General features: G+C 72.5%; 16 protein-coding genes. 15 read left to right on the top strand and 1 reads right to left on the bottom strand.

The window, feature by feature from the left end; translation table 11 throughout:
• Positions 1 to 56: 56 nt before the first annotated feature.
• From pafA to AB0K25_RS08470, 15 genes are all read left to right on the top strand, one after another.
• Positions 57 to 1415 (top strand): Pup--protein ligase, encoded by a 1359-nt coding sequence (pafA, locus tag AB0K25_RS08540; protein ID WP_208566148.1) that lies wholly within the window; start codon positions 57 to 59, stop codon positions 1413 to 1415.
• Between the two features lie 58 nt (positions 1416 to 1473).
• Positions 1474 to 1671: a hypothetical protein gene (locus AB0K25_RS08535; RefSeq protein WP_208566147.1), complete on the top strand. Its 198-nt coding sequence runs from the start codon at positions 1474 to 1476 to the stop codon at positions 1669 to 1671.
• A gap of 133 nt (positions 1672 to 1804) precedes the next feature.
• Positions 1805 to 2350 carry a carboxymuconolactone decarboxylase family protein gene (locus tag AB0K25_RS08530; protein WP_219461514.1) on the top strand — a complete coding sequence of 182 codons (546 nt, stop codon included), beginning with the start codon at positions 1805 to 1807 and terminating at the stop codon, positions 2348 to 2350.
• Positions 2351 to 2641: 291 nt separating this feature from the next.
• Complete coding sequence (locus AB0K25_RS08525; RefSeq protein ID WP_219461518.1) at positions 2642 to 3229, top strand: hypothetical protein; 588 nt, start codon at positions 2642 to 2644, stop codon at positions 3227 to 3229.
• Complete coding sequence (locus AB0K25_RS08520) at positions 3226 to 4485, top strand: ThiF family adenylyltransferase (protein ID WP_363819277.1); 1260 nt, start codon at positions 3226 to 3228, stop codon at positions 4483 to 4485. Before AB0K25_RS08525 ends, AB0K25_RS08520 begins: the two co-directional genes overlap by 4 nt.
• 1 nt (position 4486) lies before the next feature.
• A complete protein-coding gene (locus tag AB0K25_RS08515; protein WP_219461526.1) occupies positions 4487 to 5155 on the top strand; it encodes a ubiquitin-conjugating enzyme E2 in 669 nt (222 codons plus the stop codon).
• Positions 5142 to 5699 carry a hypothetical protein gene (locus tag AB0K25_RS08510; protein WP_219461529.1) on the top strand — a complete coding sequence of 186 codons (558 nt, stop codon included), beginning with the start codon at positions 5142 to 5144 and terminating at the stop codon, positions 5697 to 5699. The genes AB0K25_RS08515 and AB0K25_RS08510 overlap by 14 nt, the downstream gene beginning before the upstream one ends.
• Positions 5696 to 6010: a hypothetical protein gene (locus tag AB0K25_RS08505; protein WP_219461533.1), complete on the top strand. Its 315-nt coding sequence runs from the start codon at positions 5696 to 5698 to the stop codon at positions 6008 to 6010. Before AB0K25_RS08510 ends, AB0K25_RS08505 begins: the two co-directional genes overlap by 4 nt.
• On the top strand, positions 6010 to 7659 hold the full coding sequence (locus AB0K25_RS08500) for a Mov34/MPN/PAD-1 family protein (RefSeq protein ID WP_219461546.1): 1650 nt from the start codon (positions 6010 to 6012) through the stop codon (positions 7657 to 7659). Before AB0K25_RS08505 ends, AB0K25_RS08500 begins: the two co-directional genes overlap by 1 nt.
• 2 nt (positions 7660 to 7661) lie before the next feature.
• Entirely contained in the window at positions 7662 to 10160 is a 2499-nt protein-coding gene (locus tag AB0K25_RS08495) for a hypothetical protein (RefSeq protein WP_363819272.1), read from the top strand.
• Positions 10160 to 11854, top strand: coding sequence for an AAA family ATPase (locus AB0K25_RS08490; RefSeq protein ID WP_219461551.1), 1695 nt, complete (start codon positions 10160 to 10162; stop codon positions 11852 to 11854). Before AB0K25_RS08495 ends, AB0K25_RS08490 begins: the two co-directional genes overlap by 1 nt.
• A 2-nt stretch (positions 11855 to 11856) precedes the next feature.
• Positions 11857 to 12669: an SIR2 family protein gene (locus tag AB0K25_RS08485; RefSeq protein WP_208566137.1), complete on the top strand. Its 813-nt coding sequence runs from the start codon at positions 11857 to 11859 to the stop codon at positions 12667 to 12669.
• Positions 12666 to 14453, top strand: a complete 1788-nt coding sequence (locus AB0K25_RS08480) for a hypothetical protein (RefSeq protein ID WP_363819269.1) — start codon at positions 12666 to 12668, stop codon at positions 14451 to 14453. Before AB0K25_RS08485 ends, AB0K25_RS08480 begins: the two co-directional genes overlap by 4 nt.
• On the top strand, positions 14450 to 15244 hold the full coding sequence (locus tag AB0K25_RS08475) for a hypothetical protein (RefSeq protein WP_363819266.1): 795 nt from the start codon (positions 14450 to 14452) through the stop codon (positions 15242 to 15244). The genes AB0K25_RS08480 and AB0K25_RS08475 overlap by 4 nt, the downstream gene beginning before the upstream one ends.
• Before the next feature lie 86 nt (positions 15245 to 15330).
• Positions 15331 to 16119, top strand: a complete 789-nt coding sequence (locus AB0K25_RS08470; RefSeq protein WP_219461560.1) for a hypothetical protein — start codon at positions 15331 to 15333, stop codon at positions 16117 to 16119.
• Between the two features lie 187 nt (positions 16120 to 16306).
• On the opposite strand, the gene AB0K25_RS08465 is transcribed toward AB0K25_RS08470, so the two are convergent.
• A complete protein-coding gene (locus tag AB0K25_RS08465) occupies positions 16307 to 17404 on the bottom strand; it encodes a DUF3866 family protein (RefSeq protein WP_363819262.1) in 1098 nt (365 codons plus the stop codon).
• Positions 17405 to 17556 lie beyond the last annotated feature (152 nt).

The raw sequence follows: 17556 nt of genomic DNA, 5'->3' as shown, positions 1-17556 counted from the left end.
CACTACCTGTGCTGTGACAGTGACGAACCGACCCTCCGGGCGGCTAGTGTCACATCATGGAGCGGCGAATCTTCGGCCTCGAGACCGAGTACGGCGTCACCTGCACCTATCGCGGGCAGCGGCGGCTGTCCCCCGACGAGGTCGCCCGGTATCTGTTTCGTCGGGTGGTGTCCTGGGGGCGGTCGAGCAACGTGTTCCTGCGCAACGGGGCCCGGCTCTACCTGGACGTCGGGTCGCACCCGGAGTACGCCACTCCGGAGTGCGACTCGGTCACCGACCTGGTCGCCCACGACCGGGCCGGTGAACGGATCCTGGAGGGCCTGCTCGTCGATGCGGAGAAGCGGCTGCACGACGAGGGCATCGCGGGTGAGATCTACCTGTTCAAGAACAACACCGACTCGGCCGGCAACTCGTACGGCTGCCACGAGAACTACCTGGTGTCCCGGCACGGTGAGTTCGGCCGGCTGGCCGACGTGCTCATCCCGTTCCTGGTCACCCGGCAGCTGATCTGCGGGGCGGGCAAGGTGTTGCAGACCCCGCGCGGGGCGGTCTACTGCCTGTCCCAGCGGGCCGAGCACATCTGGGAGGGCGTCTCCTCGGCGACCACCCGCAGCCGGCCGATCATCAACACCCGCGACGAGCCGCACGCCGACGCCGAGCGCTACCGGCGGCTGCACGTCATCGTCGGCGACTCCAACATGAACGAGGTCACCACGCTGCTCAAGGTCGGCTCGGCCGACATCGTGCTGCGGATGATCGAGGCCGGCGTGGTGATGCGTGACCTGTCGCTGGAGAACCCGATCCGGGCCATCCGGGAGGTGTCACACGACATCACCGGCCGGCGCAAGGTGCGGCTCGCCTCCGGCAAGGAGGTCAGCGCGCTGGAGATCCAACAGGAATACCTGGCGCGGGCCACCGAGTTCGTCGAGCGCCGCGGTGGCGACCAGACCGCCAAGCGGGTGGTGGAGCTGTGGGGCCGGGTGCTCAACGCGGTGGAGGACGGCAACCTCGACCCGGTGGCCCGGGAGATCGACTGGGTGAGCAAGCTCCGGTTGATCGAGCGTTACCAGCGCAAGCACGACCTGCCGCTGTCGCACCCCCGGGTGGCGCAGATGGACCTGGCCTATCACGACCTGCGCCGGGGCCGGGGCCTGTACGGGCTGCTGGAGCGGCGCGGTCAGGTGGACCGGGTGGCCACCGACCCGGAGATCTTCGAGGCCAAGGAGACGCCGCCGCAGACCACCCGGGCCCGGCTGCGCGGCGAGTTCATCAGGCACGCCCAGGAGAAGCGGCGTGACTTCACCGTCGACTGGGTGCACCTGAAGCTCAACGACCAGGCGCAGCGCACCGTGCTCTGCAAGGACCCGTTCCGCGCGTACGACGAGCGGGTCGAACGCCTGATCGCCAGCATGTGACCCGGTGGGGTCGACGGCCGGCACCGACCGTCGACCCCACCGGTACGCTGGCGGGGCGATGAACACTTCCGAACCCGCCGACCGCGAGAGCGGCGACACCCAGCGGCTCAACTGGATCGATCGTCGCCGGGCGAAGATCCGCGACGAGATCGCCCGCAACCGCCGGGGCGAGTACACGGTGCCGACCTGGGTGCTGACCGTGGCGTTGGTCGTCATCGTGGTGGGTTGGCTCGCGGTGATCTTCCTGGTCGGCTGACCTCTTCCGGTCGGGCCACCGTCGGCGCCGGTCGGTCCGGTCGAGCACTCCGGAAGATGAGCGGGGGCCGCGGAGCTGGCACCCTGGTGCGACGGCAGCCCGCCCGGGGCGGCCGACGAGTCAGGAGGTGCCGGTGGCGCACATCGATCTGGGTCTCGACGAGAAGGCGTTTCCGGGGATCACCGGGCCGATGCGGTACCGGCCGGAGACCGCGAAGCCGCTGAACGAGCTGGCCGAGGTGTTGTTGCGCACCCCGCACCCGACGTTGACGCCGGGTGAGCGGGAGCTGATCGCCGCCTACGTCTCGGGGCTCAACGAGTGCCGGTTCTGCTGCGCCTCCCACTCGGCGTTCGCCGCCGCCCAGCTGCCCACCGGGATGACCCTGGTCGACCAGGTGCGGGCCGACCTGGACACCGCGCCGGTCAGCGCGAAGCTGCGCGCCCTGCTGCGGATCGCGGCGGCGGTGCAGGCCGGTGGCCGGCAGGTCACCACCGAGCTGGTCGAGGCGGCCCGCGCCGAGGGCGGCACCGACCTGGAGATCCACGACACGGTGCTGATCGCCGCCGCGTTCTGCATGTTCAACCGGTACGTCGACGGCCTGGGCACCTTCGCCCCCGAGGGGGAGGGTTACGAGGAGACCGCCGCGCGGATCGTGACGCACGGCTACACGGCGGACTGACGCTGATCCGACAGTGCCCCCGCCGACCGGTCAGTCGGCGGGGGACGGGTGGTGCGGTCCGCCGGCCGAGAGCCCCCGCCCATGCCGATCCAGCAGGTCCGGGCCGCCGTACCGCCGCCGGGTCGGTCGCCTTGCCGGCCCGCTGCGGCCGGCCCGCCGCCGGGAAACTGCCGTCGGGTCACCCGCCCGGGCTGTGTCGACAGTCCTCACTGGACCATCGGTCGATCCCCGCACTTGCATCCTCATAGAACACTGGGTCTCCCTACGCACACCGTGCGTGAGGTGCTCCGGGTGGCACGGATCCACCGGCCCCCGGTCACCGCCGCGCGGGTGCTGCTCCGGAACCGGTCGTGGAGGGTGCTGATGATCGAGATCCCCGCCGTCGGTCCGTACCTCGACTTCGACGACTTCACCGTGCAGCTGCCCCAACGGGGGACGCACGGCTACCTGCCGTGCGCGGGACTGCCCACCGCCGAGCTGCGGGACACCGCGGGAGACGGCGCGGGGGTCTGGCTCGCCCGGTCCCGGGCGGGCCACTCGTTGATCATTCCGGACGGGGTGGACGTCGTCCGCAACGGTCGACGGATCATCGGACTCGCCGTCCTGCACCACGGTGACCGGGTGGCCTTCGCCGGTCAGTTGGCGTGGTTCTCCGAGGTCCGTCAGCTGCGACTGCCCACCGGGCACGTGCTGGTCGGGCACCGCTGCCAGCAGTGCCACACCACCTTCACCGTCGACGCGGAGGTGGTGCTCTGCCCCCTGTGCGGTGAGGGCTACTGCGAGGACTGCTGGGAGTACCTGCGTGGCGCGCGGTGTTACTCGCGCGACTGCCACATGGTTCCGGTTCCGGTGCCGGTGGGTCGGGTGGTGACCACATGACCCAGGACCGCTACTCCCGGCTGGCCGACATCGAGTGGTGGGACCAGGACGAGGTACGTGGCGCGCACGCCGTGGTCGCCGGCGCGGGTGCCCTCGGCAACGAGGTGCTGAAGAACCTCCTCCTGCTCGGCTGGGGCACGATCACCGTCGTCGACCTCGACACGGTCGAGGTCGGCAACCTCTCCCGGTCGGTGCTCTACCGACCGTCCGACGTCGGCGCCGCCAAGGTGGACGCCGTCGTACGGGCCGCCGGTGAACTCAACCCGGACTGTCAGGTCGACGTGATCGCCGACGACCTGCGCACGGGTCTCGGGGCCGGTCTGCTCCACCGCGCCGACGTGGTGCTCGGCTGTCTGGACAACGTGGCCGCCCGGGTGGCGCTCGGCCAACTCGCCGGGCAGGCCGGTGTCCTGCTGATCGACGGCGGCCTCACCACCTGGGAGGGCGCGGTGCGCCTCTACCTGCCGCCGGACGGCCCGTGCTACGTCTGCGGGCTGACCGACGAGGACCTGCGGGACCTCGCCCTGCGCCACTCCTGCCTGGCCTACCGGGTCCGTGCCGAGACGGCCCGGGGGGTGCCCACCACCCCGACCGTCGCCGCCACCGTCGGGGCGGCGATGGCGCAGCAGGCGATGCGGTGGCTCAGCCGTGACCGGCACGACATGACCGTGCCGATCGGCCACGAACTGCGCTTCGACCTCGCCTACGACCGGTTCTGGCAGGTCGGCATCCCGGTGAACCCGGACTGCCTGCTGCACCCGACCCCGGCGGTGCCGACCGGGAGCCCCGGCTCGTGGGCCACCGACCGGTGGGTCGACATCCTCGAGCGGTGGCGGACGGCGCGGGCCGACGACGAGGTGGTGCTGCGCCTGCCGCTGACGGTGTTGCGCGGCTGGAGCTGCCTCGGTTGCGGCCGGCAGGACGAGGTCCACCGGGTCCACCCGGGGGACCGCCCGGTCCGGTGCCCGACCTGCGCCGCCGAGGTGGCCCTCGACCTGGTCGACCAGATCGACGGGACGCAGCCGTGGCACCTGCTGTCGCCGCACGAGACGGGTTTTCCCCGTTGGAGCTGGGTCGAGGCGCACGGCAGCGGGGGGACCGTGGTCTTCGAACTGGCCGAACCGGTGGGCTCCGACGGGGGTCGGGGCGGCGCCGGTGGTGCGCCGCCCCGGGTGCCGCCGGACGGTGGTCCGCAGGACCCGGCGCCTCGTGGTCCGCAGGACCCGGCGGCGCGTACCGGCATAGGCAGGAGCTGACATGGCGATGACGCCCCGCGACCGGCGGCTGGACACCGAGTACACCGACATGCGGCAGTTGGTCAGGGCCAGCTCGATGGTGACCTTCACCGCGCACGGGCTTCCACCGACCCGGTACGACGTGGTGCTCACCTGCCGTGGCCTGGTGTTCAACCAGGAGGAGCTGGGCCTGTCGTCGCACCACGAGTTCACCCTCACCCTGGGCGGCAGCTTCCCGCTGCTGCCCCCGGAGATCGTGTGGAAGACACCGATCTTCCACCCGAACATCCGGCCGCCCCGGGTCTGCACCGGCGACATCTGGTACCCCGGCATGTCCGTGGCCGAACTCTGCGTCCAGTTGTGCGAGTTGGTCCAGTACAAGTCGTTCAACATCTACGACCCGCTGGACCGCGGCGCGGCCCGGTGGCTCGGGATCAACCTGGAGGCCGACGAACCGGTGGTGCCGATCGATCCGACACCCGTGCGTGACCTGGCCTTCGACCTCGACCTGCGACCGCGAGCGAGCCCGCCGCCGGCCGGCCCCGACCTGCCGTCGATGGAGCCGGGTCAGCCCTCGGCCGGCCCCGACCTGCCGTCGACCGGGCCGGGTCAGCCGTCGGTCGAACCCGGCCTGCCGGCGGTCGAGCCGGACTCGACCGGACGGGAAGGGGGCCCGGATGAGCAGGCCTGACGGCAAGGCCATCGCCGCCCTGTTCGCGCAGATCGGCTGGACCTGCGAGGTCGTCGACGAGAACACCGTCGTCACCGGCTACCGCTGCCCGGTGCCCGGCTACCACTACCCGCTGCTGATCGAGGTGAAGTCGACGCCGCACTGGGTCTACCTGCGCGCCCTGCTGCAACGGGAGGTCGGTCTCGCCGCCCGGGGACCCGTGCTGCGGCTGGTGTCGGAGTGGAACGTCCACAGCCGACAGGCGAAGTTCCTGCTGGTGCAGGGGTGCGTGCTCATCCAGGCCGAGGTGCCGGCGGTGCAGTGGCATGCGGGGACGTTCCAGGACCTGTTGCAGACGGTGTGCCGCCTCGGCACCTACACCGGCGTGGAGATCGCCCTCATCGCCACGGACCTGACCGTCGGCGCCCTGTTCGAGGCGGTCCATCGGCGGGCGGAGGAGACCTCCGCCCACACCCTGCTCGGCCAGCCGGAGCAGGATCTCGACTTCGACATCTCGGTGAACCGCATCCAGGAATGGTCCACACCGGCAGAAGGTGACGCATGACGAATCCGCCGCTCGAATCGATCCCGGTCATCCTGGCCACCACCATGTTGACCGAGAAGTGGGACGTCAGCCTCCCGCTCGACATTCCCGTGCAGGGGATCATCGCCAAGATCGTGGCGAACCCGGCCCTGCCCTTCCCCCAACAGGACCAGACGGGCAACGTGATCCCGTACCGGCTGATGTGGCAGGAACGCAACCGCTTCCTCGGGGTGTCCGAGACCCTGCGGTCGGCGCAGGTGGAGGCCGGCCACACCCTCATCATGACCCGGGAGGCGCGGGCGGGCGACCGGTCGGCGGGGGTGGCGACCTGATGGACGTCTCGCCGGACTTCCGCATCGAACCCGTCCGCCGCCCGCTCGCCCAGCACAACCCGGCACCGTCGAGTGAACTGTTGCGGTCCGGCCCCGCGGTCGCCCTGCACGTCGACGACACCGTACTCAGCGGCATCCGGCGGCAGTCCGCGCAGCAGGCCGGCACCGAGGTCGGCGGCATCCTGCTGGGCCGTCACTTCGTCAACGGCACCGGTTGGATCGTCACGGTCACCGACCACCTGGCGGTGCCCAGCGACAACGCCAGCGCGGTGCACTTCGAGTTCGACCAGTCGTCGATCCAGGCGATCGCCGCCCGGCTCGCCGACAGCGTCGACGAGTACATCGTCGGCTGGTACCACTCACACGTCGGCGGCAAGCCGTTCATGTCGGGGACCGACCACAAGATGCACCAGGCACACTTCAACGCGCCCTGGTACGTCTCCGCCGTGGTCGGCGCCGGCGAGTGGGGACTCCCGGTGGGCTTCTGGCGGCTCGCCGGCACCGAACTGGAGGCGCTCGACGACTACCTGGTCCGGATGACCGGCCCCGACAGCGCCGCCGAACGACACCAGCGGTTCCTGGAGGAGTGCGTCGACCGGGACGACGACGACCGGCCGAGCCGACCAGGGCCGGCCGAGTTGCTGCCCGCACTGGGCGTGACCACGGAGTCCCGGCTGGCCACGCTGCTGACCGCGGCGGCCAGCCCCCGCCGCCGGTGGGGCACCGACGCCGGCATCGACCAGTTCCGGCTCCTGGTCGAGGTGGCCCTCACGGCCGGTGCCGACCCCGGCTGCGTCGAGGAGTTGGAGGCGGTCCAGCAGCGGCTGCGACACACCCGTGGCCGCCAGGGACGGCTGCGGCTGGCCTCCACCCGGTTCAAGGAACGGATCGCCGTACACCGGGGCGAGTGCTACTCCTACACCCCGGGTGACCTGCTGATGGAGCGCTTCGACATATCCCGGCGGCTGGTCTGGCCGGTCCGGATCGAGTCGCCGCCCGTCTCGGTGCACTACGACCAGGAGGGCATGCTCTGGGTGCTGATGGCCAACCACCACGTCCTGCGGATGGAGACCTCGGCGGCCGAGGACTCGGAGCAGGGGACCCGGTTCCGGTTCCAGTTCGCCCGACTCGGGCTGCCCCCACTGGAGGGGGATCCGCTGGAGGCCGTCGGCGACCCGGAGGCGGTCTGGGTGCGTACCGCCCGGCAGTGGCACCGGCTGCCCCTCGTCCAGGAGGGCGAGCGCACGTCGCTCGGCTCCGGCACGCGGGGGGACCTGCCGTCCGCGCAGTGTCGGCTGCTGCCCCGCTGGAAGGAGTCCGGTGGGTCGACGCCGCTGCTCGGGGCCGTGCAGGACGGCCGGCTCCGGCTCTGGCGACCCGCCGAGGACGACGGGACACCGCTGGTCGACATCGCCCTCGACCCACCCTGGGACCGGTGGCCGGTGCGGGACCTGTCCCTCGGCGGCGACACCCTCTACGCCCTGTTCGACGACGACGGCGGCAACCAGATCGCCGCCTTCGACCTGCGCACGCAACGACTGACCCAGCACATCGTCAGCGTGGCCGGGCAGGAGTCGGTGGCCACCATCTGCACCGACCACCTCGGCCGGTTGCACGGTCGCATCGACCACGTCCTGTGCCGGTTCTGAGCGTGGGGACGACCGGAGGAGGTGCGGGGGAGTTGGCCACCGGCCGGCGTGGAAAGGTCGGGGGCAACTGGCCGCGGCTGCTCGACGCGGGTGAGCGGGTGGTCGTGGCCCGCGAGTTCAGTGCGGCGGTCATGCTGGCCGTGGACCCTGCGGTGTTCGTACCGGCCGCCGACCCCGGTGACACCGTCCCGGCCGGATACGGGAAACTGCTGGCCGAACTGCACACCGGCCGGTGCGGCTGGTGGCTGGCGGTGATCCGGGGCTGGGCGGCGCTCGGTCTGCCGGGCCTGGCCCACGCGCTGCTCACGCACACCGTTCACCTGGTCGGCACCGGCCTGCGGGCGGACTGGGCCGAGCTGTCCGAGCTGGCGGCGTTGGCCCAGGAGCCGGCCCTGCGTCCGTCGGAACCGGTCCCCGTGCCGGCACCGGTGGCACCGCTGGGGGTGGAGGGCCCGGAGCCGAAGCGGGAGCGGCTCGCCGCCCTCTTCGACGGTGAGGACGACCTGTCGTACGGCGAGTCGCCGGCCACCGATCCGGAGGGTGTCGAACGGCGGCTGCTGCGCGATCTGGCCGGTCCCTACCTCGCCCGGGGTGACGTCTGGTACGGCCTGGGCGAATACCGGATCATCGTCGAGCAGCTCCTGACCATCGTCGGGGACGAGGGGCTGTCCGGCTGGCTCGAGTCCGAGGTGCGCACGGAACTGGTCTGGTGCGGGCGGGCCCTGCTCCGGCTGGGTGACCCCACCACCGCGTACGCCTGCTTCTACCTGGCCAGCGCCCTCACCGACGAGGCGGCGGTGGGGCCGGGCCCGGACCCGATGCGCCCGAACCGGGTGGATCCGGTCCTCGCGGCGGCCTGGCGCTACCGCCGGATGCTGGTCGAGGAACACTCCCGGCTCGGCTCCGACCGGGAGCTGCACCGGGCCTTCGCCCACGGTCTGCGCATCGGCGACTGGATGATGCAGCGGGGTCTGGAGGCCCGGCTACCCGAACTCGTGTCACTGCTCGACGGCCGGGTGTTGCGTCACCGGCTGCCCGTGGCGGCCCGCCAGTTGCGGACGGTCGGTCGGCGCAGCGGGTGGTTCCTGCCGGCCCTGCTCGCCGACGCCGAACTGCTGCGGGAGGTGCCACCGCCTGTCGTCCCGGCGTCGGCACCGACCCGGGTGGCCGTGCCCCCGGCCAGCGGGGACCCGTTCCGCCCACCGGCCCGGTTGACCGGCCACCCGGACGCCCCGCCCGGGGTGCCGCTGCGGGTCGGCCTGGCCGACCGGGGCGGCGTCGCCAGCCTGCGGATCGGCCCGGGCGTCCGCTGCCGGCTGATCGGCACCCCGGTGACCGAAGCTCGGATCGGCGCGTGGGGGAACACGCTGTCCCGGCAGGGCTGGCCGGTGGTGTGGATCCGGGAGACGCCGGTCGGTGCGGTCCCCCGGGGCTGGCACCGGCTGCGACCCCAGTCCGACGGCCAGGGGCAGGCGGGCTGGTGGCTGGAGGAACTGGACCGGGCCCCGGCGCTGCGCGACCTGCTGGCGCAGTGTCTGCTGGCCCGGTTGCCGCACTGTGCGGACCCGGCCGCCGAGGCGGTGGTCAGGGCCATCGTCTACGCCGTCGGCCTGCGTACCAGGCGTGCCTATGCCAGTGACGACGCCGACGCGTCCCGCACGCACGCCGTGGCGATGGTCTCCGAGCGCGCCGGGCTGACGTTCCACCACACCGGTGACCTGCGCCGCGCCGCCCTCCTGCTCGACCGGGCCCTGGGCGTCGTCAGCATCCTGCGGCGGGCCGTGGCGATGACGTTCCAGCGGCCGGACTTCTCCGTCGAGCCGCTCGGCTCGGCCGGCCGGGTCCTGGCCGACCTGCCCACGGACGCCGTCGAAGCACCCGTGGCGGCGACGTTGCTGCTGGGTTCGATCGTCGACACCGTCGGGGCGATCGGGTCGGTGCCGAAGGCCACCGGTGACCGGGACTGGTCCGACTTCGAGTTGGACGTGGTGCCCCGACCGGACGAGGCCCGGCTGGAGGAGCTGGCGGCGCTGGTCAGCTCCGCCCGCGAACCCGACCCGCCGCCGGAGCGGTCCGCCCCGGCGGCCGGCGGCACGCCCCCCGACGACGACAATCCCTGGATCCGTACCGGCGTCGTGCCAACCACCGGGGTGACCGGGCCGGTGTGCGTGCTGTTCACCGGTGGCCCGGGGCCGGTGCTGGACCAGCTCCAGCGGCTGTTCGCCACGGCGGAGTTCGCCCCGCACGTCCTGGTGGCCGCGACGGCGGACACCGACCCGCGGGCGATCGGCGACTGCACCGGCTACACCGAGTTGTTCGCCGGGGGACTGACGCCGGCGGCGTACGGGACGCTGGCGGTCGCCGCCGGTGTCACCGTCGCGGACGCACTGGTCGACGGCATCGGCGCGCACGGCGGCATCCGGGTGACCGCCGGTCGGGGACGGTCCCACGTCTCCCGCTGTGTCGTGTGGCCGGTCAACGGGACGCAGGGAGGTGGCTGATGGAGCCCGAGAAGGTCTGGACGTCGGCTTACCACGAGGGTGTCGACGCACTGGGCCGGGACGACCTCCGGTCGGCCCGGGAACACTTCGCCAAGGCGATCGAACTGGGCGCGGACCAGTGGGAGCCGTACTACGGCCGGGCCTGGACCCTGCTGCGGGACGGGGACGGGCAGCCCGACCCGGCGGACCTCGCGGTGGCCGAGGCGGACCTGGCCCGTGCCCTCGACGAGTTCGGCGCCGGCTCGGACGCCGCCGCGCTGCTGGGTCACCTGCAGCACCTGCGCGGCGAGCACGAGCGGGCAGTCGGTTCGCTGCTGCGTGCCATCGGGCGCAGCACCCACCGGGAACTGGTGGCGAACAGCCTGACCGACGCGTTGTCACGGCTGCTGGCCGGGTTCGAGCAGCAACCGACGGTCGAGGCGGTGGCGGCGTGCGACCGGCTCGCCGGACTCCTCGACGCCGCGCCGCTGCCCGGCGGGCTGGGCCGGTACCTGTCCGCCGAGGTGCTGGCCACCCGCGCGTACGTGCACCAGGAGCTGGGCCGGCCGGAGCAGTGCGCGACGGACCTGCGTCGGGTCCGGGCCCTGCAGCCGCGGCACCCCCGGCTGCCCGCGGAGGTGGACGCCGCCGAGCCGGGGTCGGGGTCCCGGCCGGTGACCGGCTCGACCGAACCGACGTTCGCGCAGGTCGGAGGGGCGGACGAGGTGGGTACGTTCACCGGGCGGCTACGCCAGCGGATCTTCGAGACCTACTTCGGGGACCTCGACAGCGAGGGCCTCGCCGACCGGCTGGCCCGCTACCACCAGTCACCCAGCAGGTCCATCCTGTTGTTCGGACCGTCGGGATGCGGCAAGACCTTCCTCATCCGGGCTTTCAGCGGCGAGTACCGACGTCGACACGGCCGGCCACTGCCGATCTTCCGGATGCGTCTCAACGACGTGTTGAACCGTTACGTCGGCGACGACGAGAAGCGGGTGTCGGAGATCTTCGACCAGGCGATCGACGCCCAACCGGCGATCCTGTTCGGAGACGAGATCGACTCGATCGGCATGTCCCGGGAGGGCGGTCAGGACTGGCGGGTGCAGCTCACCTCGCACCTGCTCCAGGAGATCGACCGGCTACGTGAGTCACAGGCCGCGGTGATCTTCTTCGGCTGCACGAACCGGCTCTGGGCGATGGACCTGGCACTGCTGCGCCGCTTCGACGAGATGATCCCCGTCGAACTGCCCGACGAGCAGGTCCGGGCGAAGATCTTCCAGGTGCACCTCGACCAGCTCGACGCCGGGGTGCGTGCCGACGACATCGACGTCGTCGAGTTGGCCCGCAGGTCGCACGGGTTGGCGCCGGGTGACATCCAGAAGGTCGTCTCGGACACCGTCATGGGGGTCATCTCGTCCACCGGCCCGCAGGGGCCGACCGGGCAGCTGACCCGGCAGCAGCTGCTGGCCGCGCTGGAGACGTACCAGCAGCCGATGCACATCCGCGACTGGGTGCGGCAGTCGGTCTCCGCGCTGCGGGAGTTGGGCCACGACGACATGGCGCGCGACGTCGAGCGCACCTACGGCCACTACGTCCAGGGTGGCGTCGCCTCCCTGCTGCCCGGCACCGGCCCGGCCTGGCGTCCCGTCTCCGAGCAGGCGTGGTCGGAGGAACCGGTGGTGGACCTGACCCTGCTCCGACACCTACGGAGGTAGCGATGACCGCGCAGGACAGTGTGCGGGAACTGGTCCGGCATCTGCGGCAGTTCCGGGATGACCAGGCGTCGGCGGAGAAGCCCTTCTTCTGGCTCGGCGCCGGCTGCTCGGTGCACGACGGGGTTCCGCTCAACGCGGAGCTGCTCGCCGCCGTGCTGGGCGACGACGTCGACACGTGGGGCAGCCCCCAGTACCGGTTCGACCTGTTCTGTGACGGGCTCGGGCCGGGGGTGGCGCGGGCCGGCCTGTTCCGGCGGTACCTGGAGCGTCCGCTCACCCCGGACTCGCCGTACCGCCAGCTGGTCGGGCTGCTCACCCGCGGGTACGCGGACATGGTGGTGACCGTCAACATCGACGATCTACTGGAGCAGGCGCTCGCCGCCGCCGGGCTGCGGGAACACCACGACTACCGGGTGATCGACGTGCCGCAGTACCGGCCCGAGGCGGCGGTGCTCCAGATCACCGCACCGGGTAGCCCCCGGATCCGGATCATCAAGCTGCACGGCGGGCTGGACCTCGGGCTGAACCTGATGACCAGCCGCGAGATCATCCGGTACGAGGAGCGCATCGAGCAGCTCGTCCGGGACGTCACCAGTCGACCGGCGGTGGTCTGCGGGTACTCCTTCTTCCACCTCAACGTGTTGCAGGCGTTCAGCCGGGACCGTTCCCCGCTCTACTACGCCAACATCGCCTTCCCCGACGCCCCGATGGTGCTGTCGCTGATGGCCCAGCGCAACTACAGCCCGAGGTTCATCGACGGGAAGCTGGGCAGCTTCGCCGGCCTGATGCGGGCCGTCACGGAGCAGTTGACGTGAAGGTCTCCGAGCTGAGGGTGGCCGACCTGGCCCAACGGATGCGGGCGAACCGGGAGAGCAATGTCTCCGCGGCCCTGGTGATCGGTCTGGACGGTGGGGCGGCGCTGCTCAACCACGCCCGACCGACCCGGTTCGTCGACGCGCTGCGCGGGGACCGGGCGCCGACCAAGAATGACGACCAGAAGATCGGCGATTTCTGGGCTTTCCGCTCCTCGTCGCTGGCCCGGGACGACTTCCTGAAGCGGTACACCACACCGACCGACGCGGCGGACGGCGACCTGACGGCGATCGCCAACCTGGCCGAGCTGATGAACCAGGGCTACTTCAACGCGGTCGTGGTGACCGACCCGGCCGAATACCTCTATCGACGCATCATCGACGCCGGCTCCATCGTGCCGCGCCACATCGAGGCGGTGGGGCACAAGCCGATCATGTTCGACCTCCGCCGGCAGGGCAGCGAACGGGCCCGCCCGGTGCTGGTCGACGCGGCGGAGATGCTGATCGCAGGGCTGGAACCGACCCGGCACGACGAGCACGGCACCCAACTCCGGGACATGCGTACCGCGCTGGTGGATTTCCTCGACGACTTCGACGTCGTCTACGGGTGGGGCTGGTGCCGGCTCAACGTCCCGCTCAGCACCCTCTACCGGAAGCCCACGCCGCTGTACCTGTTGGGCCGGTACAGCCTCACCCAGCAGTCCTGGGTGGAGGCCGGCTACCACCTGGTGGTCGGTGACGAGAGCGAGGACGACGAGGACGCGACGACCGACATCCTGAACCAGTTGGCGGAGAGCCTCGGCCTGTCCGGGGCCGCCTCGTCCGCCGCTGTGCCGCCGCCCGCGTCGCCGTCGGCCGGCTGGACGGTGCTGCGGCCCGAGGCGACCCCTCCGTTGCTCACCGTCGACCAACTGGCCGGGCTGCGGGAGTCGGCGTTCGCCGGGCCCGTCACCCTGATCGGCATCGCCGGTGAACGTACCCGCCGACGGGCGGCGGAGTGGCTGCTCGCGGGGCTCGACGAGGGTCTGTCCTCAGCCGGCCTGCGCGGCGGGGCGGACCTGACCGCGATCGGCCGGTGGCTCGGCCTGCGGGCCCGGGGCGCGGACACCGTCGTCGTCGGTGAACTGTGTGACCTGTCCTCCCCGGACCCCGGGTTCTGGGTCCGACTGACGGCGGTCATCGAGTGGTGGCGAGAATCGGTCGATCCGAACGGCTCGCACATCGTCCTGTTCTGTCCGCTGGCGGTGACCGACTGGGCGCGGGCGAACTACGGCCGCGGCGACACGGTCCGGGTGGAGGCCCTGCCGGAGCAGATGTTCGTCACGGTCGACGCGGTCGTCGAATGGATCATGCGGGAGCTGGGTCCGCTGCTGGCCTGGCTCGACGAGGACTGCGTGGCCCGACTGGGCGGGGCGATCATGCAGGTCGACGCCCTGCCGGAGTCCGACCCGGACTGGTTGCACGACGCGCTCGACATCTGGCGGCAGGAGGTGGGCCTGAGCATCTCCCGGGTGGCCGCCGACACCGGCAGGGCCCCGGCGGACGGTGCACCGGACGCCGACGTGCCGGCGGACGGGTCGACGGGCGGCCTGTCCGTGGAGGAACTCGGCCGCCTCTGGTCGGAGGTGGTACGCCGGCTGGCGGACGCGACGGAGGCGATCCAACCGGTGTTCACCGTGGACCCCGTACCCCGGTACGACGCGGCGACGACGCCCGACCCGCAGGACGGCACACCGGACTTCCAGATCGACCCACGGCCGCACCCGCCGGACGGAGCGGACCGGTGACGGGACCCCCCGGGGACCAACTGCCCCTGCTCCGGGCGCATCCCCTGCAGGTTCCACCGGCACGGGCGCTGGACGCGCTCAGGATGACGGTCAACCTGAAGGACGTCGACGTGTCCCTGAACCTGCCCGACGGGCCGCTCACCTCAGCGATGATCAAGGTGGAGGTGCCGGATCTCGACCCGGTCGAGATCTCCTACTCGGTGCAGGCCGGTTTCACCGAGGAACTGGCCCGGATCAGCAAGCAGTACGCGGGTCCCACCTCGCTGGTCGATCCCACCTCGCTGGTCGGTCTGGACGAGTCGGCGGCGAGCGATCCGACGGCGGACACCGGGTCCGCCCCGTTCGACACCGAGTCGGACGACAAGCGCCTGCAGGACATCATCACCGGGCTGTTGCGCTGGCAGCAGGCGTTGGAGGTGGCCGGCGCCCTCAGCGAGTCGGCGGACCTGCAGAGCCTCGGCAAGGCGCACCACGCCCTGGTGGAGAGCCTGCGCGTCAAGTACGTCGACCGGATGGGCAAGCTCCGGACCGAACTGCTCAACCAGCGCGACGCCGTGCCGATCCTGCGCAAGTGGTTGCAGTCGGGCAACGACGCCCTGATCAACCTGGCGATCCGGGTGGCCGGGGAGCCGGCGCTGCGTACGGCGGTGCAGGACGACCTCGCCCGGATCGCCGGGGACGAGGGGATGTCGCCGCAGACCCGTCGACGGGCCCGGGCGTATCTGCGCCGGTGGCGTCGACGGGAGATCGCCGGGACACGCCCCGAGGGAGCCGCCGAGTCGCCGGACTGACCCGGCGGGGGAGCAGCCCAGCCACCCGGCGGAGGCGACCGGCCCCGACGCGGTGCCATCGACGACCGAGACGACAGGAGGGGCGGATGGCCGGGACGGTGCGCAGGATCGGACACGACGTGCGGCGGGGACGCAATCTGGAGGCGTACGCGGTGACCCTGGTCGCCGCGGCGCTCGCCGTCGTCTCCGCCTTCGGTGACCTGGTGCCGGTGGAGGTGCTGTGGAGCGTCCTGCTCGCCGGCATCGCGCTGCTGGTGTACCGGATCACCGTCCCCGACGAGCGGGCGGGCACGTTGGACGCCTTCCTCGACGACCGGGTGGCGTTCGACGCCCGGCCGTTCCCGGACCGGCTGCGTACCGCCCAGGAGGTGTGGGTCTATGCGCCGTCGGCGGTCAACATCCTGTCGCCGGCCCACTGCGACGCACTGCGCACGTCGGTGCTCGCCCGGCCCGGTGGGGTCGTCCGGGTGGTGCTGCTGGATCCGGCGTCACCGGCGGTGGAGCAGGCCGTACGGCAGCTCGACGACGCGGTCGACTTCGCGTTGCAGCGGCTCCGGCCGTCCATCACCACCACCCGTGGCCGGTTGGCCGCGATGGCCGGTTGGCCGGTCCCCGGCGTCGTCGAGCATCGGGTGCTCGACTTCAACCCCGGGTTCAGCCTGGTGGCGATCGACCCGCAGAGCCGGCACGGCCGGGTGATCGTGGAGCTGCACGGTTTCCACAACGAGTCCACCTCGGGCCGGATGCACCTGGAGTTCCACCGGCGCGACAGCGAACGTTGGTACGCCTACTGGATCGACCAGTTCCGCCACATCTGGGCGGCGGCCCGACCGGTCGACGCCGACGGCCGGCCCGAGGACCAGCCGGGCGACTGAACGGGGCGGGCCACGACGCCCACCGCCTGTCCGGCACCGGACCCGCGCCGCCCGCCCCCCGGATCCGCCGCCGACTCCAGCCGACCGGTGCCGCCGCGTCGGATCGGTGCCGCTGCGTCGACCGGGGTGCCGCTGCGTCGACCGGGGTGCCGCCGCGCCGGGCGGGCGGGTCAGCACGCCGGACGGGTCAGCTGGCCGGCGTGTCGGCCAGCGCGGCGGCGTGCCGGCCGGCGGCGGCCGCCGCCAGGAAGTAGGCGTGGTCGGCGTCCAGCCCACGCCCCATCGTGGACAGCCGCACCGGCAGGGCGCGCAGCGCGGCGTCCAGACCGTCGGTGTCGACCCGGACCACCCGGTGCCGGTCGGCCAGCGGGGCCAACGCGGCATCCACCCGGGTCGCCAGCTCCACCGGCAGGCCGTCCGGCACCACCAGCTCCGCCGGGGCCAGCGCCACCCGGCCGTACGCGGTGAGGCTGTGGTGCGACACCCCCTGGTGCCGGGGGCGGGCGTCGGCGTCGGAGATCCGCAGCGAACCGACCGGCCGACCGCCCAGCACGGCCACCGCGTTGACCGCCTCGCCGACGGCGACGCCGGAGAACCCCCACCGGGTGCCGGTGCCCAGGTTGCCGGGCCCCTGCGCGACGATCGCCACGTCGGCGCGGAGCACGTGCCGGGCGGCCAGCAGGCCGGTGTGCAGGGTGGCCGCCTCCAGGTCCCCGCCGAACGCCTGCCCGACGCTGACCGTGCCGACCAGTGCGTCGCGCAGCCCGTCGAGGGTGCGGGAGAACCAGGCCGGCAGGGCGCCACCGTCGGTGAGCAGGTAGGCCACCCGGGCCTGCGGGGCGTCGGCGTGGATGCCGGCGAGGATGGCCGGCAGGGCGGAGTGCAGGTCGGCCGTGACCGCCGGCATCCCGTCCAGGCTGTCGACGGTGGCGAGCAGCGAGTGGTGCGGCGACGCTTCCTCGTCGACCCCCAGCATGATCGGCTGCAACGGGGTGTACCGGGCCTTGACCAGGTGACCGGCGTCGCGGGTGTCCCCGGCCTGCGGCGGGTCGGCGGGCAGCCGGTCGGGCAGGGCGACCACCAGGGCGTACCCGCCGGTGCCGAGGCCCATCAGCAGCGCACCGGCGTTGAGCAGCACCCGGTCGCCGGGGACCGGGTCGCCGACCAGCTCCGGGTAGGCCAGCGCACGCAGGGTGGCCCCGTCGGGCAGGGCGACGTCGAGTTCCACCGCACCGGCCCACCGCCGTCGTACCGCCGTGACCGTCCCGGACCGCCATCGCACCATGCCCGGCACGCTATCGCCGGCCGGCCGGGTGACCGCGTGCGGGTCCGCCGCCGCCCGGTCCGGCCCGCCGCGGTGCCGGTCGGACCGGACCCACCTCGGCCGCCGGCCCACCGGTAGGCCCGGTCACCCCGGTCACCCCGGTCGGCCCGGTC

Origin of the sequence: Micromonospora sp. NPDC049257, from assembly GCF_040678915.1 — a bacterium.
GTDB classification, from domain to species: domain Bacteria; phylum Actinomycetota; class Actinomycetes; order Mycobacteriales; family Micromonosporaceae; genus Micromonospora; species Micromonospora antibiotica.
Note: the sequence above shows the minus strand (reverse complement) of the source record. Positions and strands in the feature narration are given on the sequence as shown.